This is a genomic window from Rhodococcus mengyinensis, assembly GCF_048381435.1.
Classification (GTDB): Bacteria; Actinomycetota; Actinomycetes; order Mycobacteriales; family Mycobacteriaceae; genus Rhodococcus_F; species Rhodococcus_F opacus_D.
Map to the genome: position 1 here is coordinate 26,160 of NZ_JBLWIT010000110.1, position 22,303 is coordinate 48,462.

Here is a 22,303-nt window from a genome sequence, read left to right on the forward strand (position 1 = left end):
GTGGCCGATCCTGCCGGCCTAGTCCGGCAGGATCGGCACACTCACACCCTGATCCCGGCCCAGCAGCACCGCGCGGGTGACCGCCGAGGAGCCGAAGCGGTCGCGGAGGCTGTCGAGTGTGCTGTCGAGGGAACTGCTCGTGTACGGGTCGAAGGGCAGGGCGAGCTGTTGCGGGCAGTCGTCCTCGAGGTTGGCGACCGCGATCCCCACCATGGTGATGCCCTCGGATTCGATCATCGGCCACGCGGTGCTCAGCAGGCCCCGGGCCGTGGTGAGGATCGTCTGCGTCTGAGCCGACGGCTGCGCGAGAGTGTGCGAACGCGCGACCCGGGTGAAGTCGTCGAACCGCAGCCGGAGCACCACCGTGCGCCCCACCCGCTTGCCGCGGCGCAGCCTGCCCGCCACCCGGTCGACCAACGTCACCAGAGCGGCGTCCACGTCCTCCCTCGACTTCGGTCTGCGCCCCAGGGCGTGCTGCGCGCCGACGGATCTCCGCCTGCGCCCCACCTGCACGGGCCGCGGGTCGCGTGCCCAGGCGAGCGCGTGGAGGTGGTGGCCCGCCGCGGGTCCGACGATGGACACGAGCAGCTCTTCGGGATAGTGGGCGAGCTGGCCGACGGTGCCGATCCCGGCGTCGCGGAGCTTGACCGACGTCACCGCCCCGACACCCCACAGCCGTTCGACCGGCAGCGGATGGAGGAACCCGATCTCGCGGTCCGGCGGCACGTGCAACAGGCCGTCGGGTTTGCCCACCGCGCTGGCGACCTTCGCGAGAAACTTCGTTCTCGCGATCCCGACCGTGATCGGCAGACCCACCTGCTCGCGTACGTCCCGCCGCAGACGCGCCGCGATGTCGACCGGTGCGCCCGCGATCTTGCGGAGACCGGCGACGTCGAGGAAGGCCTCGTCGATCGACAGTCCCTCGACCAGGGGCGTCGTCCGGCCGAAGACCTCGAACACCGCCTTGCTCGCGGCCGCGTACGCCGACATCCGTGGCCGCACCACGACGGCGTGCGGGCACAGGCGCAGCGCCTGCGCACCGCTGCTGGCCGTGCGCACCCCGTACGCCTTCGCCTCGTAGCTCGCTGCCAGCACGACGCCGCCGCCGACGATCACCGGACGACCCCGCAGGCCGGGGTCGTCCCGCTGCTCCACCGAGGCGTAGAACGCATCGAGGTCGGCGTGCAGGATGGTCGCCTCGGCGCCACTCGAGATGCGCGGGCGCGGCGAATCGGACACGAACATATGTTCGCATCGACCACCGACAGTCCGGGAGCGTCTCGTCTCGTGCGACGAAGACGCGCGCCGACTGGCCTGGTCGATCGTCGACGGCCCCTACCGGCATCACCATGCGTCCGCCCAGGTGAGCGACGACGGCAACGGCGCGACCGTGTTCGTCTGGATCGCGGACATCCTGCCCGCGAGTCTCGCGGACCGGACCGCGCGGATGATGGAACTCGGCATCGACGCCGTCCGGCGGACACTCGAGAGCGCCGACCGCGTCGTCGGCACCCGGTGAGACACCGACGGCCCGATCCGGTTCAGGAGGACTGAGGCGGATCGGGCCGCGCGGACGCTGATCTGTGCAGGTTTACGGCGAGGCGATTGCCGCGCTCATCACGCGGATGGCACTCACGAGACCGTCGATGAGGTCGCCGTCGCCGAACGAGGACACGGCGGCGGTGGCACCGAGCTGGGCGACCCGGTCGGTGACCCGGTTGGCCACGGCCCGGCCGCTGCGGATCTCGACCGTCCGCTGGTTGGGCGAGACCGCGATGAGCACGGACCGTTCCGCCTCAGGCGTCGTCGGGAACAGCGCGTCGGCGCCGGCTGCGGTGTCGGCGCCGAGGTCACCGATGTACGCGTTGAAGCGCACCTTCGTCTTGCGGGTGCCTTCGGTGAGGGCATCGTCGAGGCGGACGAGTTCGTCCGTCGTGAACGGCAGGTCGTCGGTGAACGGCTCACCGACACGGTGCACGCCCGAGATGCGACCACTGGAGGTCACGACGCTGCCGACAGGCAGATTGTCCGCGGATACCGCGGACGCGGGAATCAGGTCACCACTTGCCACTTGCCGAGCCTCCAATCAGGTCTGCCGAACCGGCGTGCGCGCCGTGGTGTCCGCCGTGATGACCGTGCGTGGTCACCTCGTCGACGGCGCTCCACAGCACCGGCGCGTGCGTCCATTCCTCACCGAGGTGGAACGCGGGCGGCACGGGGCCCGGCGTCTTCTTGCCGACGAACGACATCCCCGCGAAGAAGGCGGTGATCAACGCCGGAATTCCTACGAATATCAGCACTGTCTCGAGAATGCTCACAACGCAAACGGTAGCCCAGAACCGTGCGAGGGGAAGCGTCAGGGCCGAACTTCGCGAAGGGGACGCGCGAAACGCTCAGGCGGCACCTTCACCGAGGTAGGGCATCCACGACGGGTGCAGGTCCTTGGTGGACGCCAGCAGTCGCCAGTGCGGCCCCGACGGAGGCACCAGGGACGCCCGGAGCGTCCAGCCGAGTTCGCTCAGCAACTTGTCCGCTTTGCGGTGGTTGCAGGGTGCGCAGCAGGCCACGCAGTTCTCCCACGAATGCTCGCCTCCGCGACTGCGGGGAACCACGTGATCGACGGTCTCGGCCTTGGCGCCGCAATAGGCGCATCGGAACCGGTCCCGGTGCATGAGGGCTGCGCGGGTCATCGGAACGCGGGCGCGATACGGCACGCGCACGTAGTTCCGGAGGCGGATCACGGACGGCACCTGCACGGCCCACTGTTCGGAGTGGACGACCGGGGCCTGGGGATCCTCGTGGACGGTATCGGCCTTACCGCAGGTCATCAACACCACGGCGCGGCGGGCAGGAAGGGCGGTGAGCGGCTCGTAGGTGACATTCAGAAGAAGCACCCGGCGCTTGATCCAGAGCGGAACCGCATTCTCGCCCGGGAAAGAAGGCTCTGCGCTGTGCGCGGAGCCTTCGGTGATCACTTGTAAAGCAAACGCCCCTGAAACCCCGGCACTCCGGGCATCAGTGGGCACGAGTTGTCGGTGCGCGCGGGCGCTGTGTCGATTCTTCATGCGACCTCCGGGAGATTGCCACCAAGTGCACCATGAATTGCCAGCTCGTGCACGTCCATTTCCGACAAAAATGCAGGACATTCGGTGAACAGACGGTGACGAGGACCGTTCGCGCCCGCACGTGCACAATGGAAGGCGCCATGACTGACGTGCAGCAGACCTTCTACGAGGCGGTGGGCGGAGCGGAGACGTTCCGCAAACTCACCGCGCGCTTCTACGAGGAAGTCGCCAAGGACGACATCGTGCGGCCCCTCTACCCCGAGGAAGATCTGGGTCCGGCCGAGCGCCGGATGCGGATGTTCCTCGAGCAGTACTGGGGCGGACCGCACACCTATTCGGACGAGCGCGGCCACCCACGACTGCGGCTGCGTCACCAGCCGTTCAAGATCGGCCCGATCGAGCGGGACGCCTGGCTGCGGTGCATGCACACGGCCATCGCGTCGATCGACTCCGGCACCCTCGACGACGCCCACCGCAAGGCTCTCACCGAGTACATGGACATGGCCGCCGCGTCGATGGTGAACTCCGCCTTCTGAAACCGCCCCGCGCCGATTACGCCGGTCGAGTCGTGGTGCGGGCGATCGTTTGGCACGATGGGCGTTTGTGAGCACTCCCGCCGAAACGTCCGCCGACGACACGCAGTCGGCACCCTGGTGGTCCGACGCCGTCTTCTACCAGATCTATCCCCGCTCGTTCGCCGACGCGAACGGTGACGGTGTCGGCGACCTCCACGGAGTGCGGGACAAGCTGGGATACCTCGAACTGCTCGGTGTCGACGCCCTCTGGCTGAGCCCGGTCATGCGCTCCCCCATGGCCGATCACGGTTACGACGTGTCCGATCCCCGTGACATCGACCCGCTGTTCGGTGACCTCGCGACCATGGACGAGTTGATCGAGGCCGCGCACGCGCGGCAGATCAAGGTGACGATGGATCTGGTGCCCAATCACACCAGCGTCGAGCACGAATGGTTCCGCGCCGCCCTGGCGTCGCCGCCCGGCAGTCCCGAACGGGACCGGTACATCTTCCGCGACGGTCGCGGTGAGGACGGCGCGGAGCCGCCCAACAACTGGCCGAGCATCTTCGGCGGGCCGGCGTGGACGCGGATCACCGAGGCCGACGGCAAGCCCGGCCAGTGGTATCTGCACATCTTCGCGGCGGAGCAGCCCGACCTGAACTGGGACAACCCGGAGGTCGTCGACGATCTCACGAAGACGCTCCGGTTCTGGCTGGACCGCGGCGTCGACGGATTCCGCATCGACGTCGCGCACGGCATGGCCAAGCCGGAAGGTCTGCCGGACCACGACTGGTCCGCCAACGAACTGCTGCAGAACTCGGATGACGATCCGCGGTTCGACAACCCCGCGGTCCACGACATCCACCGCGGCATCCGCAAGGTGCTCGACGAGTACCCGGGCACGATGGCCGTCGGGGAGATCTGGGTTCGCGACAACGAACGCTTCGGCGAGTACATCCGGCCCGACGAACTGCACCTCGGGTTCAACTTCCGGCTGGCCGAGGCCGAGTTCTCGGCGGAGACGGTGCGGGAGGCGATCGAGAACTCCCTGACCGCCGTCGACCAGGTGGGCGGGACACCCACCTGGACCCTGTCGAACCACGACGTCGAACGGGAAGTCACCCGGTACGGCGGCGGCGAGATCGGCACGGCACGCGCCCGGGCCATGATCCTCGTCGAACTGGCGTTGCCGGGTGCGGCGTTCCTGTACAACGGTGCCGAACTCGGCCTGCCCAATGTCGACCTCCCCGATTCGGCGTTGCAGGATCCGGTGTGGGAACGGTCCGGTCACACCGAACGCGGCCGCGACGGCTGCCGGGTGCCCGTGCCGTGGGAGGGCACCGAACCACCGTTCGGGTTCAGCACCGGCGAGCCCTGGCTGCCGATGCCCCCCGAGTGGGCGGACCTCACCGTCGAGGCGCAACTCGAGGACGTCACGTCGACGCTGTCGCTGTACCGGGCCGCACTCGAACTGCGCTCGCTGCGTCCGGAGTTCTCCGGTCCCGGGGTCGACTGGTACGGGAGCCCCGCGGGCTGCTTCGCCTTCCGCAGGCGCGGCGGGCTGATCTGCGCCCTCAACGCCACCGACGCGCCGATCTCGCTGCCACCCGGTGAGGTGCTGCTCAGCAGCGCGCCGCTCGTCGAGGGGCAGCTCCCACCGAACGCGGCTGCGTGGCTCATCTGACCCGCACTCCCGCAGTTGCGGCGGTCGTCGCCGCATCGATCCTGTTCGCCACCACGGGAACCGCGCAGGCCCTCGCGTCCCGCTCCCTCGGATACGACCTCGACCCGCTGGCCGTCGGCTCGGCCCGGGTCGTGGCCGCGGGCGCGCTCCTCGCGGCATTCGCGGCGCTGCGCGGCGGACTCGGGTTCGGTGACGGCTCCGGGATTCGCCGCTACGCGCCCGCCGTGTGGGGCGGGATCGGGGTCGCGGCGTACCAACTCGGATTCTTCAGTGGCGTGCAAAGTGCCGGGGTGGCCGCAGGAACCATGATCGCGCTGGGATCGGGGCCCGCGTTCACCGGCGCGCTGCAATGGGCGGTGCACCGGCACCGCCCCGGCCCGGTGTGGGCCGTGTCCACCGTCATCGCCGTCGCCGGCATGGCGTTGATCGTGGCGGGCACGACCGGCGGCTCCGACTCGTCCGGGATCCTCGCGGGTGCACTGCCTGCGCTGATCGCCGGTCTCGGATACGCCGCCTACACAGTTGCCGGGTCTTCTCTGCTCGCGGCGGGTGCGAGCCCCGAGGCGGCGATGGGGCAGATGTTCGGTCTCGGTGGACTGTTCCTGATCCCCGTGCTCGTCGCGACCTGGCCCGGCGGCCTCGACACCGGAGCGGGCGCTGCGGCCGCCGTGTATCTGGCGATCGTCCCGACCGTGCTGGCGTATCTCCTGTTCGCCGCCGGTCTGCGGCGGCTGCCACCCGCGACGGTCGCGACGCTGACCCTCACCGAACCGGTGGTCGCGGCACTGCTCGGGACCGCGGTGCTCGGCGAACAGCTGACCCTGGTCGCGGGGCTGGGCATGGCGGCCGTCGTCGCGTCGCTCGCCGTGCTGGCCACCAGCACGCTGCGGTCCGGCTGACGGCGCGCTACCGCGCGACCGACAACGGAATCCCCCCACCGCGGTGCCGGTAGATCGACCCGAACCGGGCGTCCACCCGCAGCCACGACGCGGTGGCACGCACCCGGACCAGTTCGGAGGCGTCGATGCGCTCGAGGTCGATGTCGGCGGTCAGCCGATCCGAGCCCGCGTGCGGAACGAACCCCATCGCGGTGAGAGCGAACACCACCCGCATCGGGATGCCGACCGTGTGCTCCGCGCCCGCCACCTGCAGGACTTCCTGGTCGAGGAGCGATGCGGGCGGGCCGTGGCCGCTGCCGTGCTCCTGCGCCAGGGCCGCACCGCGCTGCGCGAGGTCGACGAGAACACGCGCCGGGACGTCGTCGACGTGAACGAAGCCCTCCGTCGGAGGCAGCGCGCCCCGCCACGCCGAATCCATCGAGAACCCCGGATCGATGTCGGCTGCGGTCGCCGCTTCGAGAGCGGCGAGCAGTTGGTCGCCGGCAGCCGACGTGTCGTCGGGGGTGATGGTCCCCGCGACCGTGCGCACCGCCAGCGCGTCGAAACCGGTCGCCGCCCAGATCGTCAGTCGGCCGGGTCCGCGTTGACGCAGACGCACCACCGTCGACTCGTCCAACCGGACCACCCGGGTGAGGAACGTGGCGAGATCACCGCGCTCCGTGGCGTCCGGGATCGACAGGACGCGCTCATACACGCTGCCAGCTCTCCAGGTACGCCCGCTCGACGTCGGTGATTCTGCGCAGGCGCTGGGTGTCGATGTCGAACGCCGCGATCTGCGTCGACGCGATGATGGACGGCGCGACCGAAACGTCGACGCCCTTCGGCCGGACCTCGTAGTTGATCGTGAAATCGACGGCGCGCACCTTTTCCACCCACATCAGGACGTCGAGCGGTGAATCGCTGTGCCGGAGTTGCCCGCGGTAGCGCACATGGAGATCCGCGATGACCGCGCCGTCACGCAACGTGACGGTCGGACGGTCGTCCTCGAACAGCCAGGGAATCCGCGCCTCCTCCAGCAACGTCACCATCCGTGCGTGGTTGATGTGCTGGAAGACGTCCATGTCCGACCATCGAACTTCGACCTCCGCGTGAAAACCCTCGCTCAACGTCATACCTCCGATCGGGTGCCCATACCTCGCACCATGCTGCGTACCTGACGCGCCGCCACCGAGAGCGTCGCGAGGTCAAGGGTCCCAGACTCGAATATTTCGGTGAGAGCGGACCTCGCCCTGGCCAGCCGGGACGCGTTCGTCGACTCCCAGTCGTCGATCTTCTCCTGCGGCGTCTCGTGAGGTTCACCACCCAGGAGCACTTCCATCGTGAGCTGACGCAGCGAACTGTAGAGGTCGTCGCGCAACGCGAGGCGGGCCAGCGAATGCCAGCGGTCACCCCGCGCGAGAGTGGACACGGCGCTCAGCAGCCAGTCGATGCCGAGGTGCGCGTCAAGCTCGTAGTACAGCTCGGCGACCTCGTCGATGTCGCGTTCGGCGATGTCGGCGATATCGCTGATGTCGAGCAGACAGAACTTGTCCAGAAGCCGGAACACCTCGAACGCGAGGTCCTCGGGCGCGCCGCGGACGACGAGCGGCCGCGCCCGCGTCTCCACGTCGGCGAGCTGATGCCCCCGCACGAGCTGCGGCACCCTCGGCGAGAGTGCACGGAAGTCGGCCGAGTACCGGGCGATCTCGGCGCCCACGGCGAGGGGCTGAGGCCGATTGGTCAGGAACCAGCGGGACGCGCGGTCGAGAACCCGGCCGGACTCGAGAATCAGGTCGTCCTCGATGTCCGCCGCGATGTCCGCCGACCGGATCCTCGACCACAGCTCGGGCAGGGCAAAGATCTCGGTGACCGCCGCGTAGGCGCGGATGGCGTCGGTGCTGCTCGCACCCGCCTCGTCCGCCAACCGGTACGCGAACGTGATGCCGCCGTTGTCAATGGTCTCGTTCGCGAGCATCGTCGCCACGATCTGCCTGCGCAGAGGATGCGCCTTGATCGCCGTGCGGAACCGCTTGCGCAACACCGTCGGGAAGTACCGCGGCAGCCGCGGCGCGAACGTCTCGCTGTCGGGCAGGTCCGTCGCGAGGAGGTCGTCCTTGAGCGTGAGCTTCACGTGCGCGGTGAGGGTCGCGAGTTCCGGAGACGTCAGTCCCTGTCCGGCCTGCCTGCGTCGGGCGATCTCCTCGTCGGTGGGCAGGGCCTCGAGCTTCCGGTCGAGTCCGCGACGCGACGCCAGGTGCTCGATCTGCCGGCGATGCACGCTCAGCATCGGTGCCGCGCTGGTCCGGGAGACACCGAGGAGATTGTTCTGCGCGATGTTGTTCGCGAGCACGAGTTGGGCGACCTCGTCGGTCATCGACGCCAGCAGCGGATTGCGTTCCTCCCGCGGCAGTCCGCCGCTGCTCACCAGCGAGTCCAGCAGGATCTTGATGTTCACCTCGTGATCGGAGCAGTCGACGCCCGCGGAGTTGTCGATGGCGTCGGTGTTGATCCGGCCGCCGTTCTGGCTGTACTCGATCCGGCCGAGCGCCGTCACCCCGAGGTTGCCGCCCTCGCCGACCACCTTCGCCCGCACCTCGTTGCCGTCGACGCGCACGGAGTCGTTGCTCTTGTCGCCCACCATCGCATTGGTCTCGGTGGACGCCTTGACGTACGTGCCGATGCCGCCGTTCCACAGCAGATCCACCGGGGCACGCAGGATCGCCCGGACCAGTTCCGGCGGGGAGAGTTCGGTAACGGCGTCGTCGAGTCCGAGCGCGGCACGCGCGGCGGCACTGATCGGGACCGATTTGCGGGTCCGGTCCCACACTCCCCCGCCCTCGCTGATGATGCTGGTGTCGTAGTCGGCCCACGACGACCGGGGCAGCGCGAACATCCGGGACCGCTCCGCGAAGGACCTGGCGGGGTCCGGATCGGGGTCGAGGAAGATGTGCCGGTGGTCGAACGCCGCCACCAGCCGGATGTGCCGGCTCAGAAGCATGCCGTTTCCGAACACGTCGCCGCTCATGTCGCCGACACCGACCGCGGCGAAGTCCTGGGTCTGGGTGTCGACCCCCATTTCCCGGAAGTGCCGTTTCACGCTCTCCCAGGCACCGCGCGCGGTGATGCCCATCCCCTTGTGGTCGTACCCGGCCGACCCGCCCGACGCGAACGCGTCGCCGAGCCAGAATTTGTACTGCTCCGCAACAGAATTGGCGAGGTCGGAGAATTTTGCGGTGCCCTTGTCCGCGGCCACGACGAGATACCGGTCGTCGCCGTCGCGCCGCACCACCCGGGCCGGGGGCACGATCTCCCCCGACACCTGATCAACGTTGTCGGTGAGGTCCAGGAGCCCGCAGATGAAGGTGCGGTAGCAGTCCTGGCCCGCCTCGAGAGCGGCGGCGCGGTCGGTCGCCGCGTCCCCCGAGGGTGTCGGCGGATTCTTGACGACGAAGCCGCCCTTTGCACCGACCGGGACGATCACCGCGTTCTTCACGGCCTGGGCCTTCGCCAACCCCAGGATCTCGGTGCGGAAATCCTCACGCCGGTCCGACCAGCGCAGCCCGCCGCGGGCGACGGACCCGAACCGCAGGTGCACACCCTCGACGTCGGGTGAGTACACGAAGATCTCGTACTTCGGGCGGGGCTTCGGCAGTTCCTGGATCGACGTCGGATCGAGCTTGATCGACAGGTACGTGGGCGGCTCCCCGGTCTCGCCGACGACGAAATAGTTGGTGCGCAGCGTCGACTTGATCAGCCCGAACAAACCGCGCAGGATGCGGTCCGCGTCGAGGCTGACCACGGCGTCGATGTACTCCCGCAGACGGGTGTCGAGTTCGGACACCAGATCGGGTGAGGGCGTCTCCGGATCGAACATCGCCTCGAACAACTCGACGAGTGTGTACGCCGAACGGGGATTCGCCAGCGCAACCCCCTCGATGTGGAACTGACTGTACGGAAAACCCGCCTGACGCAGGTACTTTGCGTACGCCCGCAGGATCACGGCCTGCCGCCACGACACTCCCGCCCGCAGGATCAGCTCGTTGAACCGGTCGGCCTCGGCCCTACCGAACCAGACCGCGGTGAAGGCATCCGTGAACCGTTCCTGAAGCTTCGGTGCGGCAGCGGACGCCTCCTCGGCCGCGAGTTCGGCATCCAGGTCGTCCTCCACCGAGGAGCGGAGCAACTCCGCGGGCACCGACAACCCGAAATCGTAGATCCAGCAGGTCAACCCATCCGGCCGCGGAATCAGATAGGGCCGTTCGTCGAGCACCTCCACACCCAGGCTCTGCAGCACCGGAAGCACCTGGCTCAGCGAAATACCGTCCCCGCCCACGTACAGGGTGAATCGCCAGTGCCCGACCTCCGCCCCGGGATCGCGGTAGAGCAGCAGATCGATGGAACCGTCTTCGAGCTCCTCCAGCCTCGCGAGATCCGACAACGCGCGTGTGGCGTCGAAATCCTCCTTGTACCCCTCGGGCAGGACGGCGGCATAACGCTGCGCCAGAACGGGATCCACACCTGTGGTCACCGGGAGGAGGTCGCCGAGATGGTCGTCCCAGCTGCGGCTCGCCTCGGCCAGCATGGCCTGGACCCGTTCGCGGTCGGCGTCCGAGAGGTCGAGCCGCGACCCCATCTGTTCGGCGCTCTTGCGGATCGTCACGTGCAGCAACGCCAGGTCGGACTCGGTGACGCGCGCGGTGTATTCCAAAGTGCCGCCGCCGAATTCCCGCAGCAGGATGTCCTGCATCGCGAGCCGGACCCGGGTGGTGTACCGGTCGCGGGGCAGATAGATCAGGCAGGAGACGAATCGCCCGAGGAAATCCTCGCGCACGAACAGACGCACCTGACGCCGGAGCCCGATGCTGTGCACGGCGGTCACCGTGTCGAACAGTGTGTCGGCGTCGCTCGAGAACAGCTCGGTACGCGGGAACGACTGGATGACCTCCAGCATCGCCTGCCCCGAATACGAGTTCAACTGGAACCCCGCACGGTCGATCACCTTGCGCACCCGGCGAGCGATCACGGGAATGTCGAGGACGTTCTCGTGCAGCGCCGTGACCGTGAAGACCCCGAGGAACCGGTGCTCACCGGTGATGTTGCCGTTCTCATCGAGAATGCTCACGCCGACGAAGAACGGGTAGACCGAGCGGTGCACGGTCGCGGGGAACGAGCCCTGCGTGAGCACGAGCAGGGGACGGTCGGGGATCTCGGCGGCCGGCGGCAGACTCAGCGGGCCTTCGGTGACCGTGTCGGAGCGCAGCAGTCCGAGACCGCTGCCCGGCACCACCTGCAGGCTGCGGGCGCCGGAACTGTCCGGCTCCCCCAGTTCGAAGCGGCGGTAGCCGAGGGCCGCATAGTTGCCCTGCGACATCCACCGCAGCAGATCGGCACAGTCCTCCAGGTCGTCCTTCGACACGCCGGGACACGGTGTGGACGTCTCGAGTTCGTCGGCGAGTGTCCGCTCGAGCTTGCGCATGATGTCGGTGTCCCGGACCACCTGGCGCACGTCGGCGAGGACGGTGCCCACTTCCTTCTCGAGTGTGTCGAGAACCGCGGAGTCGGCACGTGGATCGAGTTGGACGTGAATCCACGACTCGGCGAGGCTGCCCTCGTCGGCATCCTTGGCCTTGTCTCCCATGAGGATTCCGCGCAGCGCACCGATCGGATCGCGCCGGACCGAGACGATGGGATGCACGAATTCGCTGATCCCGATGCCCAGGCGGTTCAGCAGCGCGGTGATCGATTCGACGAGCAGCGGCATGTCGTCCGTCACGATCTGCAGGGACGCACCGAGTTCGCGCCCGTCACCCGGGCGGTAGACCCGGGTGACCGCGCGCTCCGGCGGACGATGCAGGGCAAGTGTCAGATGTGCGCCGAGCACGGCCCCGGAGGCGCCGTTGACGGCGCTCTCGCTGTCACCGCGATCGACGTGACGGAAATACACGGCTGCGAGAGTCGGCACCTGAGACCGGAGACCTTCGGGCAGATTCCGCGCCCACTCCGCATCTTTCAGTGCTGCCGATTCCGTCATCGGGGCTCACTTCCTCTTCGTTCCGATCGCCGCGGGCAACTCTCTCGAGACTAGCCCGCGGCGATGGGAACAGAGGGTGAACTTCGGGCACCGCGCGCGCCGGATCCGTCAGCCGGTGGTCACCGGCGCGAGGTACCGCTCGAGCGCGTCCCGTTCCGCCTCGGAGAGCGGACGCGAACGTTCGGCCTTCGCGTCGAACGCCACCATCAGGGCGTCGCCCGTCGCGCAGCGAACCCCGTCGCGGTTCGTGACGACGTGCCGGATCGTGTACGACGAAGTGCCGACATGGAGCACCGACACGTCGATCGTCAGCGGACCGGAGGCATCGGTGACGGGACGCAGGAATTCCACGTCCATCTTGCGCACCACCGTGGCGCCCGCCCGGGCACCCACCGACTCCAGCTCCGACGACAGGAAATGCACACGTGCTTCCTGCATGTACTCGACGAAGCGGGTGTTGTTGACGTGACCCAGCCGGTCGGAGTCACCCCACCGGACCTGGATCTCGTACGTGAAGACCTTCGACTCCACCAAGGGTCAGTCCCTCGTGAGCTTGCGGTGCGTCACCCGGTGCGGACGCGCCGCGTCCGGTCCGAGCCGCTCGACCTTGTTGGCCTCGTAACCCTCGAAGTTGCCCTCGTACCAGTACCAGGCGGCTTCGTTGTCGCCGAAGCCGCCCTCCCACGCGAGGATGTGCGTGCAGGTGCGGTCGAGGAACCAGCGGTCGTGGGAGATCACGACGGCGCAGCCGGGGAACTGCTCGAGGGCGTTCTCCAGCGAACCGAGGGTCTCGACGTCGAGGTCGTTGGTCGGTTCGTCGAGCAGGATCAGGTTTCCGCCCTGCTTGAGAGTCATCGCGAGGTTCAGGCGGTTGCGCTCACCACCGGAGAGAACGCCCGCCGGCTTCTGCTGATCGTGGCCCTTGAACCCGAACGAGCTGATGTACGCGCGCGACGGCATCTCCGTCTGGCCGACCACGATGTGATCGAGACCGTCGGACACGACCTCCCACACCGTCTTGTCGGGGTTGATGCCCGTACGGTTCTGGTCGACGTAGCTGAGCTTGACGGTCTGACCGATCTTCACCTCACCGGCGTCCGGCTCCTCGAGCCCGACGATGGTCTTGAACAGCGTCGTCTTACCGACACCGTTGGGGCCGATCACGCCGACGATGCCGTTACGCGGCAGGGTGAACGACAGGTCCTTGATCAGAACCCGGCCGTCGAAGCCCTTGTCGAGGCTCGAAACCTCGACCACGACGTCGCCGAGACGCGGCGGCGCCGGGATCTGGATCTCGTCGAAGTCCAGCTTGCGGGTCTTCTCGGCTTCGTTGGCCATCTCCTCGTAGCGGTCGAGGCGGGCCTTGTTCTTGGCCTGACGGGCCTTCGCTCCCGAGCGGACCCAGGCCAGCTCCTCCTTGAGGCGCTTCTGCAGCTTCTGGTCCTTCTTGCCCGCGACCTCGAGCCTGGCGGCCTTCTGCTCCAGGTAGGTGGAGTAGTTGCCCTCGTAGGGGTACAGGCGGCCGCGGTCGACCTCACAGATCCACTGGGCGACGTGGTCGAGGAAGTACCGGTCGTGGGTGACGGCCAGGATCGCGCCCGGGTAGGCGGCCAGGTGCTGCTCCAGCCACAGGACGCTCTCCGCGTCGAGGTGGTTGGTCGGCTCGTCGAGCAGCAGCAGGTCGGGCTTGCTGAGCAGGAGCTTGCAGAGGGCGACGCGGCGCTTCTCACCACCGGAGAGGTGAGTGACCATCTCCTCCGGCGGCGGACAGCGCAGAGCGTCCATCGCCTGCTCGAGCTGGGAATCGATCTCCCACGCGTCGGCATGGTCGAGCTTCTCCTGGAGCTCGCCCATCTCCTCCATCAGCTCGTCGGAGTAGTCGGTGGCCATCAGCTCGGCGATCTCGTTGTACCGCTTGAGCTGGACCATGGTTTCACCGAGGCCCTCTTCGACGTTCTCGCGAACGGTCTTGGTCTCGTCCAAGTGCGGTTCCTGCATGAGGATCCCGACGGTGGCACCCGGAGCGATGAACGCTTCACCGTTGCCCGGCTGATCCAGCCCCGCCATGATCTTGAGGATGCTGGACTTACCCGCGCCGTTCGGGCCGACCACACCGATCTTGGCGCCGGGGTAGAAGCTCATCGTGACGTCATCGAGGATGACCTTGTCACCGTGCGCCTTGCGCACCTTCTTCATCGTGTAAATGAACTCAGCCATGGGGCCAGCCTAATGGTGAAGTGCGATGAACCCACATCGCGGAGGGTCGGGGACGTGATCGGGGGCTTCGCAGGAAGAAGCCGCGGGCACCGGCGCCGCGGGCACGGGGTCGGCGCCGATACCCGCTGGTGCGCTACGCGACGAGGGACCGAGTGGCGACCTGTTCCGTCGCCGGGGTCGCCGCACCCCCGTCCGCGGTTCTGGGCGCGCGCTCGAGGACGACCGTGCAGCGGGCGAGATCCGGTCCGATCGCGGTCGCGCTCAGCTCCAGGTCGGAGCGGGCGATGCCGTCCCGCGTCGTGTACTCCGTGGTGCGCAACTCGCCGGTCACGATGACCGGATCCCCCTTCGCGATCGATTGGACGACGCCGGCCATCAGTCGCCGCCTGCAGGTCACCGTGAGGTAGAGCGTGCTCCCGTCGCGCCACTCGCCCGTCGTGTGATCGCGGCGCCGGACCGTGCTCGCCATCCGGAAATTGAGGAACTCGTCACCGGCCGCGTTCGACCGGGTGACCGGGCTGGTGATGACCGTTCCGACCACGGTGCCGTGTGTTTCGTACATTTCGCTCTACCCCCTGTGAGTGCGGCAAGGTGCCGTCACTCACAGCGTGCCGTCCGGATGGGAGATTGCCGGACGGCATCCGAAATCTGTGGAGAAATAGAGCGCTTGTGGAGAGAACGGCCGGCACGGCCGCCGAGCCTCCGAACGTGTCGGCACCCCGTGCTAGCGGTCAGTGCCCGGCTTCTCGGTCCCGTCGCGCCAGTTCCGCGAACATCGCATTGTGCGCTGCCAGGTCGGCGTCGTCGTCGCGGTCGGCAGCCCGGTCGACCCGCCGTGCGGTGCGGCCGTCGCTGCGGGACCACTGGATGAGCAGCGCCATCATCACCAGCACCAGCGGGATCTCGCCGGTCGCCCACGCGATGCTGCCACCCAGTTGCTGGTCACCCACCAGGTCGGCGTTCCAGCCCAGTCCGAGCGACCGGTAGTACCACTCGCCCATCACCGCACCCATGCTCATCAGCGCCACACCGAAGAACGCGTGGAACGGCAGCGAGCCGAACACCATCGCGAGCTTCGTCACCGGCTGCAGTTTGCGCGGCGACGGGTCGACGCCGATGGCGACCCAGTAGAAGAGGTAGCCGCTCAGCAGGAAGTGCAGGTTCATCAGGACGTGCGCGGAGTGCGAGTCGACGGCGGCCTCGAAGATCCCGCCGAGGTACAGGGCGTAGAACCCGCCCACGAACAGCACCGCCGCGACGACGGGATGGGTGATGAACCGGGAGAACGGGCTGTGCAGCGCCGTCAGGATCCACTCGCGCAGGCCCGGCACACCGTTCTTGCCCGCCGGATCGAGGGCACGCAGGGCGAGGGTGATCGGCGCACCGAGCACCAGCAGGACCGGGGTCAGCATCGACAGCGCCATGTGCGCGCCCATGTGCACGCTGAACACGGCCGGTGAATAACGCCCGACACCCGACGACGTCGCCACGAGGAGCACCACGCATCCGCACATCCACGCGACGGTCCGGCCGACGGGCCAGCTGTCGCCGCGACGCCGGAGTTTGCGCAATCCGAGCGCGTAGACGACGGCCAGCACGATCGCAGCGGTGCCGTAGAGGAGGTCGAATCGCCAGTCCAGCATCAGCCTGGCGAACGTCGGCGGCCCCGCCAGGTTGTAACCGAGTTCCACCTCCGTGAGGGTGGGCGCCGCGGTCGGAGGGGGCGGGGGCGTGCGGCCGAGCCCGACGGCGAGACCGATCGTGGCGGCGAACACCATGACCTCCGCGCCGGCGAACCGGATCAGATTGCCGCGGCTGGCCGGATCCTTCTGAAGCGCGGGCAGGGCGCGTCGACGCTGCGCCCAACCGAAGACCCCCAGGATGACGAGCGCCACGATCTTCGCGACCACCAGGCGTCCGTATGTCGTGTCGACGAGGTCACCGATCTGGACGCGTACGAGCGCGTTCACCACACCACTGACCGCCATGACGACGAAGCAGACCGTCGCGACCGCAGAGAACCGGCGCGCCGCCACGTCGGTGTAGGCGCCGCGCCTGCGGGCATGGGCGAGGAGAGCGAACAGGCCACCCGCCCACAGCGAGGCCGCGACGAGGTGCAGGATCAGACTGTTCGTCGCCATGTCGTGCGAACCGCCCGACGACGAGTGCCCCGTCAACGCGAGCGGCATCAGCCCGAGGATGCCGACGACCAGAAGGATCGGCGTCCACCACCAGCGCAGCACGAGCCGGGATGCGATCGCGAGGACGATCGCGATGATCGCGGTCCAGCGCCAGGCGCCGGCGAGTTCGACCTGATCGATCGAATTGAAGATGTTGGCCGGTTCGACCGCCTCGGCGAAGGGTTGCCCGGAGGTGTCCGACAACGTCAGCGGGACCAGGACGAGGGCGGTCGCGGCCCACACGATCGCGGCGTACGACGCCGTCCGGACCGCACGGTAGCCGTCCACGTCCAGGACACCGGACTTCTGCGGCGGCACGAAGAACGCCGCGAGCAGCAGCGATCCGATGGCGATGACGGCAGCGATCTCCGACACAGCCCGCATCGCGGGCAGTCCGTAGGTGGTGATCGGGCCGGGATCCGGAATTCCCAGCAGCACGAGCGCCTGAGCAGCGGAAAGTCCGACGACGATTGCCGCTACCAGACCGGCGATGAGTCCGCCGACGACGAACAGGGCGGTCGAATCGGCGCGATTCGGGGGTTTCGATGCCGGGTCGGACGCCGCGAGCTGGGGTGTAGCCATACATCAAGGGTAGGACCTACGACAGGCCGTCGGAGACGCGAGGGTTCCGTCGCCGCTCCGGTTACCGTCGACAGGGACGTGTCCCGAGGGAGCGAGAGTATGAGATGGCTGAGTTTCTGATCATCGCGGTGGCGCTGTTCTTCGCGGGCATGGGTGTGTACGGGCTCGCCGCGCCTGCCCGGCTGGTCGCCCCGTTCGCCCTGTCCGCGGATTCGGCGATCTCCCGCGCCGAGGTGCGCGCGGTCTACGGCGGCTTCGGTGTCGCGGTGGCGGCCCTGCTGTTCTTCGCGGCTTTCGACGCGTACGGCATCCGATCCGTCGCCTCGGTGACCGTGGCCGTCGCCCTGCTGGGGATGGCCTTCGGCCGGATAGTGTCGGCCGTCGCCGACCGGCCGACCCGCTTCTACCCCGTGTGGTTCTACTTCGTGGTCGAGCTCGTTCTGTCGGGACTTCTGCTCTCCGCGGCCGCCGTGGGCTCGTGACCCGGACACCCCAGCCCCGGTCGGAGCGCTCGGGACGGCAGGTAATATTTGCTGCGCGCCTCCGTAGCTCAGGGGATAGAGCAAGAGCCTTCTAATCTCTTGGTCGCAGGTTCGAATCCTGCCGGGGGCACTCATCCGACGGAGCACCGACAGACGAAAACCCCCGACCACCTGGACGAACAGGGATCGGGGGTTTCGCGTCAGTCCTTCAGGAACGCCAGCAGGTCGGCGTTGATCGTCTCCGCCTGCGTGGTGGGCATGCCGTGCGGGAAGTCCTTGTACGTCTTCAGCGTGCCGTTCGCGAGAAGCTTCGCGGACAGTGGTCCCGCGTCGGCGTAGGGGACGATCTGGTCGTCTTCGCTGTGCATCACCAGCACCGGCACCGTGATCTTCTTCAGGTCCTCGGTGAAATCGGTCTGCGAGAAGGCGACGATACCGTCGTAGTGAGCTTTGGCCCCGCCCATCATCCCCTGGCGCCACCAGTTCTCGATTATCGCCTCCGAGGATTCCACGCCCGGTCGGTTGAATCCGTAGAACGGGCCCGACGGCAGGTCGCGATAGAACTTCGAACGATTGGCGGCGAGCTGTGCCTGCAGGTCGTCGAACACATCCTTGGGAAGGCCGCCCGGGTTCGCCTCCGTCTTCACCATCAGCGGCGGTACCGCGCTGATCAGTGCGGCCTTCGACACCCGGCTCTCGCCGTGCCGCGCGAGATAGTGCACCACCTCGCCGCCGCCCGTCGAATGGCCGACGTGGATGGCGTCCTGCAGGTCGAGATGCGCGGTCAGCTCCGCGAGGTCGTCGGCGTAGTGGTCCATGTCGTGGCCGTCGCCGGTCTGTGTCGAGCGTCCGTGACCGCGCCGATCGTGGGCGATGACGCGATAGCCGTGCTGGAGGAAGAACAGCATCTGTGTGTCCCAGTCGTCGGCCGACAGCGGCCAGCCGTGGCTGAACACGATGGGTTGACCGGTTCCCCAGTCCTTGTAGAAGATCTCCGTGCCATCCTGGGTAGTGATCGTGCCCATGTGGTTGCCTTCCTTGACCGCTCTGGGGATGACGCCGATGTGGACGCAATTTCAGTACATCAAACTTCGGTACGTCGCAGGGCGGCTTCGACCGCAGCATCCTGTACGACCGTCCGATAGGTATTGCGCCCGTCGTCCGTACCCGGAGTTCCGTACTCGCGCGTAACAAACCGACCAATTAGTCTTGTTCGCGCATCGCCCCAACCCGACGGGGCAAGGGTGCACCGGGACCCGCCACCATCCTCCGCGAGTGGCGGGTTTCCCGCGTTCAGCTGCCGTTACTCGCGCATCCGGTGTCAGCTCTCCGGCGGAACCTCGAACACCAGCAGGGTGCTGCTCGCGGTGGCGACGAGGCGGCCCTGCGAGTCCGTGACCTCCCCTTCCGCGAACGCGATGCGGCGACCCGACTTCTTCACGACGCCGGTGGCCGTGAGGGCCCCCGAGTCCCGGGTCGCCCCGCGGATGTAGTTGACCTTGATCTCGACCGACGTGTAGCCCCACCCCGCGGGCAACGTGGTGTGCACGGCGCATCCGGCGACCGAATCGAGCAGGGTGCACACGGCGCCCCCGTGGATGGCGCCGATCGGGTTGTACTGCGACTCGTCGGGGTCCAGCGCGAAGACGACCCTTCCGGGTTCGGCCTCGAGGAACCGCAGGTTCATCAGGCTCGCGATCGGGGGTGCGGGAATCTCGCCACCGAGGATCGCCCGCAGGTAGCCGAGGCCGTCGAGTTCTCGCGCTTTCCGCGCCGGACCCGCCGGGTCGCGCCATTCGACGGTCCTCGATCGCACCTCTCCCCACTCCGCGTCCGCCACGCCCTCGACGGTCGACACCGCGCCGTTTCCGGACTCGCTCACTATGCCGCCCCCTGCCGCGCCGGTTGCGGATAGAGGACGTCGAGGTCACCCGACAGTGCCGCCTTGACGGTGCGGGAGGTGTCGTCCGCGAGGACTTCGTTGGCGCCGGACTCGATGCCGTCGAAGGCCAGTCGCGCGACCTCGGCCGCGGAGATCTTCGGCACGTCCAGTCCGCTCGTCATATCGGTGTCCATGTACCCGAGGTGCAGCCCGACCACCTGGATGTTCTGCGCCGCGAGTTCGGCACGCATCGCGTTGGTGGCACTCCACAGGGCGGCTTTCGAGACGCTGTACGAGCCGCCGACGGCCAGCCAGGACAGGACGGAGTGCACGTTGAGGATCGCGCCGCCCCCATTGGCGGCGATGATCGGTGCGAGCACGCGAGTGACGTTGAGCGGCCCGTAGAGGTTGGTTTCGAGTTCGCGGCGCATTCCGTCGAGATCACCCGTGAGCGGCGACTCGCCGATGAGGATGCCGGCGTTGTTGATCAGGACGCCGAGGTCCCCCACGTGCTCCGCGGCGGCGTAGACCGATTCGGGGTTCGTGACGTCCAGCTCGACGGGCACGACCCGCGGATGCTCCTCGATCGTCGACGTGTCACGCGCCGACGCATAGACCGTGCGCGCTCCTCGCGCGAGCGCCTCGGCGACGAAGGCACGCCCGAGTCCGCGGCCGGCTCCGGTGACCAGCACCGTTCGATCTTGAATCGTGGTCATGACGACCCCTTCGAATGAGTAAGTCTGCTTTTCCAACTAACTACGGTCACGACAGTAATCCCTATTAGTTGGAAAACACAACCCTCTATGATGGAGGGCATGACCAACGGCGACACCGAGCGAGCGACACCCGAGATCGTCATGGACCGCATGCCACTGGCGCCGAGACCCTGCGCGATCGCCGCCACCATGGAACTGATCGGCGACCGCTGGTCCATGCTGGTGATCCGCGAACTGAGCTACGGGGTGCACCGCTTCGACCGGATTGCCGGGTACATCGGCGTCTCGCGCGACATCCTCACCGCGCGACTGCGCAAGCTCGAGGAGGTCGGCGTCATCGAACGCAGGCAGTACTCCGAGCACCCTCCCCGCTTCGAGTACCACCTCACCGCGGCGGGCGAGGACCTGCGACCGCTGCTGCTCTCGTTGTTCCAATGGGGCAGCAAGTGGGCCGTCGACGAGGCCCCGTCGGTGCTCGTGCACGAATGCGGGCACTCACTGGAGCTGGAACACCGCTGCGCGCACTGCGGCGAGGCAGTCGAGAACACCTCTGTCGCAATGCATTCCCGCACACCACTGCGGAAGCCCTAACCTTTCCGCCCGGCCCAATACAGGACACCCGACATCAGGTCTATAGTTTCCAAAGTAAACGTCAGGTAACGAATTCCTCACACGTCAGGCAGGTGGGTCTGTGTCAACGCGCGACCAGGTAGCAGAGATCTACGAGCAGGTCCGCCTGCGGAACGCCGGCGAACCCGAGTTCCACCAGGCAGCCGCCGAGGTCTTCGAGTCGCTGCAGGTCGTGCTCGACCACCACCCCCACTACGCCGACTCCGGATTGATCGAGCGGCTGTGCGAGCCCGAGCGGCAGATCATCTTCCGGGTGCCGTGGGTCGACGACTCCGGCAACGTGCACGTCAACCGCGGTTTCCGCGTGCAGTACAACAGTGTGCTCGGCCCCTACAAAGGCGGCCTGCGGTTTCACCCCAGCGTGAACCTGGGAATCGTGAAATTCCTCGGCTTCGAGCAGATCTTCAAGAACGCCCTCACCGGACTTCCGATCGGCGGCGGCAAGGGTGGTTCCGACTTCGACCCCAAGGGTCGCTCGGAGGCCGAGATCATGCGGTTCTGCCAGTCGTTCATGACCGAACTGCATCGCCACATCGGCGAGTACACCGATGTCCCGGCAGGTGACATCGGCGTCGGCGGCCGCGAGATCGGCTACCTGTTCGGCCAGTACAAGCGCCTCACCAACTCCTACGAGTCGGGGGTCCTCACCGGTAAGGGCCTCACCTGGGGCGGCTCGCAGGTGCGTCGCGAGGCGACCGGGTACGGCGTCGCCTACTTCGTCGCCGAGATGCTGAAAGCCGCGAACAGCTCACTGGGCGGCAAGACCGTCGTCGTCTCCGGTTCCGGAAACGTCGCGATCTATGCGATCGAGAAGGTGCACCAACTCGGCGGAATCGCGATTGCGAGCTCCGATTCTTCCGGATACGTCGTCGACGAGAAGGGCATCGACCTCGAGCTCCTGAAGGAGATCAAGGAGGTACGGCGCGGACGGATCGGTGAGTACGCGGACACGGTGCCGCATGCCCGGTTCGTGCCGAACGGATCCATCTGGGACGTGCCGTGCGACGTCGCGCTCCCCTGCGCCACCCAGAACGAACTCGACGAAGCGGCCGCCAAGACGCTGGTGGCGAACGGCGTGCAGGCGGTGGCCGAGGGCGCGAACATGCCCACGACCCCGCAGGGCGTCCAGGTGTTCCGCGATGCCGCGGTGGCGTTCGCCCCGGGCAAGGCGGCCAACGCGGGCGGCGTCGCCACGTCGGCACTCGAGATGCAGCAGAACGCATCCCGCGACTCGTGGGGCTTCGAATACACGGACGAGCGGTTGGCCGGAATCATGCGCGGCATCCACGAACGCACCGTGGCCACGGCCGCCGAGTACGGCATGCCGGGCGACTACGTGCACGGCGCGAACATCGCCGGTTTCGTGAAGGTGGCCGACGCCATGATCTCGCTCGGCGTCATCTAGCAGAACGAACAGGGGCGCGGCCGTCGCCGGCCGCGC

The 22,303-nt window shown here is 67.7% G+C and carries 21 protein-coding genes and 1 tRNA gene; 8 read left to right on the top strand and 14 right to left on the bottom strand.

Annotated features, from left to right (window positions below):
• Window positions 1-18: 18 nt before the first annotated feature.
• Entirely contained in the window at window positions 19-1,245 is a 1,227-nt protein-coding gene (dinB, locus tag ACNJ7E_RS23710) for a DNA polymerase IV (protein ID WP_418341103.1), read from the bottom strand.
• Here dinB and ACNJ7E_RS44030 point away from each other — a divergent pair.
• Window positions 1,214-1,519: an SRPBCC family protein gene (locus ACNJ7E_RS44030; protein WP_280782339.1), complete on the top strand. Its 306-nt coding sequence runs from the start codon at window positions 1,214-1,216 to the stop codon at window positions 1,517-1,519. The genes dinB and ACNJ7E_RS44030 overlap by 32 nt on opposite strands.
• Before the next feature lie 72 nt (window positions 1,520-1,591).
• Here the strand turns inward: ACNJ7E_RS44030 and ACNJ7E_RS23720 are convergent, their stop codons facing one another.
• From ACNJ7E_RS23720 to ACNJ7E_RS23730, 3 genes are all read right to left on the bottom strand, one after another.
• Window positions 1,592-2,071, bottom strand: coding sequence for a DUF5130 family protein (locus ACNJ7E_RS23720; RefSeq protein ID WP_005264322.1), 480 nt, complete (start codon window positions 2,069-2,071; stop codon window positions 1,592-1,594).
• Window positions 2,058-2,318, bottom strand: coding sequence for an aa3-type cytochrome oxidase subunit CtaJ (gene ctaJ, locus ACNJ7E_RS23725; protein ID WP_005248217.1), 261 nt, complete (start codon window positions 2,316-2,318; stop codon window positions 2,058-2,060). The genes ACNJ7E_RS23720 and ctaJ overlap by 14 nt, the downstream gene beginning before the upstream one ends.
• A 75-nt stretch (window positions 2,319-2,393) precedes the next feature.
• Window positions 2,394-3,065, bottom strand: a complete 672-nt coding sequence (locus ACNJ7E_RS23730; RefSeq protein WP_198602110.1) for an HNH endonuclease — start codon at window positions 3,063-3,065, stop codon at window positions 2,394-2,396.
• Window positions 3,066-3,205: 140 nt separating this feature from the next.
• Between ACNJ7E_RS23730 and ACNJ7E_RS23735 the strand changes: the two genes are divergently transcribed.
• The 3 genes from ACNJ7E_RS23735 to ACNJ7E_RS23745 all read left to right on the top strand — a co-directional run bounded on the left by ACNJ7E_RS23735 (window position 3,206) and on the right by ACNJ7E_RS23745 (window position 6,163).
• A complete protein-coding gene (locus tag ACNJ7E_RS23735) occupies window positions 3,206-3,601 on the top strand; it encodes a globin (RefSeq protein ID WP_029537133.1) in 396 nt (131 codons plus the stop codon).
• A 67-nt stretch (window positions 3,602-3,668) separates the two neighbouring features.
• On the top strand, window positions 3,669-5,264 hold the full coding sequence (locus ACNJ7E_RS23740; protein ID WP_418341104.1) for a glycoside hydrolase family 13 protein: 1,596 nt from the start codon (window positions 3,669-3,671) through the stop codon (window positions 5,262-5,264).
• Complete coding sequence (locus ACNJ7E_RS23745) at window positions 5,252-6,163, top strand: DMT family transporter (protein WP_280782335.1); 912 nt, start codon at window positions 5,252-5,254, stop codon at window positions 6,161-6,163. Before ACNJ7E_RS23740 ends, ACNJ7E_RS23745 begins: the two co-directional genes overlap by 13 nt.
• A gap of 7 nt (window positions 6,164-6,170) precedes the next feature.
• Here the strand turns inward: ACNJ7E_RS23745 and ACNJ7E_RS23750 are convergent, their stop codons facing one another.
• The 7 genes from ACNJ7E_RS23750 to ACNJ7E_RS23780 form a co-directional block, all read right to left on the bottom strand.
• Window positions 6,171-6,857, bottom strand: a complete 687-nt coding sequence (locus ACNJ7E_RS23750; protein ID WP_280782334.1) for a DUF8010 domain-containing protein — start codon at window positions 6,855-6,857, stop codon at window positions 6,171-6,173.
• Window positions 6,850-7,275: an acyl-CoA thioesterase gene (locus tag ACNJ7E_RS23755; RefSeq protein WP_009474093.1), complete on the bottom strand. Its 426-nt coding sequence runs from the start codon at window positions 7,273-7,275 to the stop codon at window positions 6,850-6,852. Before ACNJ7E_RS23755 ends, ACNJ7E_RS23750 begins: the two co-directional genes overlap by 8 nt.
• Window positions 7,272-12,173, bottom strand: coding sequence for an NAD-glutamate dehydrogenase (locus tag ACNJ7E_RS23760; protein ID WP_418341105.1), 4,902 nt, complete (start codon window positions 12,171-12,173; stop codon window positions 7,272-7,274). The genes ACNJ7E_RS23755 and ACNJ7E_RS23760 overlap by 4 nt, the downstream gene beginning before the upstream one ends.
• Window positions 12,174-12,281: 108 nt before the next feature.
• Window positions 12,282-12,707 carry an acyl-CoA thioesterase gene (locus ACNJ7E_RS23765; RefSeq protein ID WP_280782332.1) on the bottom strand — a complete coding sequence of 142 codons (426 nt, stop codon included), beginning with the start codon at window positions 12,705-12,707 and terminating at the stop codon, window positions 12,282-12,284.
• Between the two features lie 3 nt (window positions 12,708-12,710).
• Window positions 12,711-14,390: an energy-dependent translational throttle protein EttA gene (ettA, locus tag ACNJ7E_RS23770; RefSeq protein WP_005248242.1), complete on the bottom strand. Its 1,680-nt coding sequence runs from the start codon at window positions 14,388-14,390 to the stop codon at window positions 12,711-12,713.
• Between the two features lie 133 nt (window positions 14,391-14,523).
• Window positions 14,524-14,952 (bottom strand): single-stranded DNA-binding protein, encoded by a 429-nt coding sequence (locus ACNJ7E_RS23775; RefSeq protein WP_280782331.1) that lies wholly within the window; start codon window positions 14,950-14,952, stop codon window positions 14,524-14,526.
• Window positions 14,953-15,121: 169 nt separating this feature from the next.
• Window positions 15,122-17,152, bottom strand: a complete 2,031-nt coding sequence (locus ACNJ7E_RS23780) for a bifunctional copper resistance protein CopD/cytochrome c oxidase assembly protein (protein ID WP_280782330.1) — start codon at window positions 17,150-17,152, stop codon at window positions 15,122-15,124.
• Window positions 17,153-17,256: 104 nt separating this feature from the next.
• Here ACNJ7E_RS23780 and ACNJ7E_RS23785 point away from each other — a divergent pair, with 104 nt between their 5' ends.
• Together ACNJ7E_RS23785 and ACNJ7E_RS23790 are read left to right on the top strand one after the other, a co-directional pair.
• A complete protein-coding gene (locus tag ACNJ7E_RS23785; protein ID WP_418341106.1) occupies window positions 17,257-17,634 on the top strand; it encodes a DUF4345 family protein in 378 nt (125 codons plus the stop codon).
• 57 nt (window positions 17,635-17,691) lie between these two features.
• Window positions 17,692-17,764: transfer RNA gene (locus ACNJ7E_RS23790), tRNA-Arg, on the top strand.
• Between the two features lie 70 nt (window positions 17,765-17,834).
• On the opposite strand, the gene ACNJ7E_RS23795 is transcribed toward ACNJ7E_RS23790, so the two are convergent.
• From ACNJ7E_RS23795 to ACNJ7E_RS23805, 3 genes are all read right to left on the bottom strand, one after another.
• Window positions 17,835-18,659, bottom strand: a complete 825-nt coding sequence (locus ACNJ7E_RS23795) for an alpha/beta fold hydrolase (RefSeq protein ID WP_317567560.1) — start codon at window positions 18,657-18,659, stop codon at window positions 17,835-17,837.
• Window positions 18,660-18,955: 296 nt separating this feature from the next.
• Complete coding sequence (locus ACNJ7E_RS23800; RefSeq protein WP_280782327.1) at window positions 18,956-19,516, bottom strand: PaaI family thioesterase; 561 nt, start codon at window positions 19,514-19,516, stop codon at window positions 18,956-18,958.
• Complete coding sequence (locus ACNJ7E_RS23805; RefSeq protein ID WP_418341107.1) at window positions 19,516-20,232, bottom strand: SDR family oxidoreductase; 717 nt, start codon at window positions 20,230-20,232, stop codon at window positions 19,516-19,518. Before ACNJ7E_RS23805 ends, ACNJ7E_RS23800 begins: the two co-directional genes overlap by 1 nt.
• A gap of 87 nt (window positions 20,233-20,319) precedes the next feature.
• Here ACNJ7E_RS23805 and ACNJ7E_RS23810 point away from each other — a divergent pair, with 87 nt between their 5' ends.
• Complete coding sequence (locus ACNJ7E_RS23810) at window positions 20,320-20,823, top strand: winged helix-turn-helix transcriptional regulator (RefSeq protein ID WP_283333563.1); 504 nt, start codon at window positions 20,320-20,322, stop codon at window positions 20,821-20,823.
• A gap of 100 nt (window positions 20,824-20,923) precedes the next feature.
• Complete coding sequence (gene gdhA, locus ACNJ7E_RS23815; protein ID WP_283333562.1) at window positions 20,924-22,267, top strand: NADP-specific glutamate dehydrogenase; 1,344 nt, start codon at window positions 20,924-20,926, stop codon at window positions 22,265-22,267.
• Window positions 22,268-22,303 lie beyond the last annotated feature (36 nt).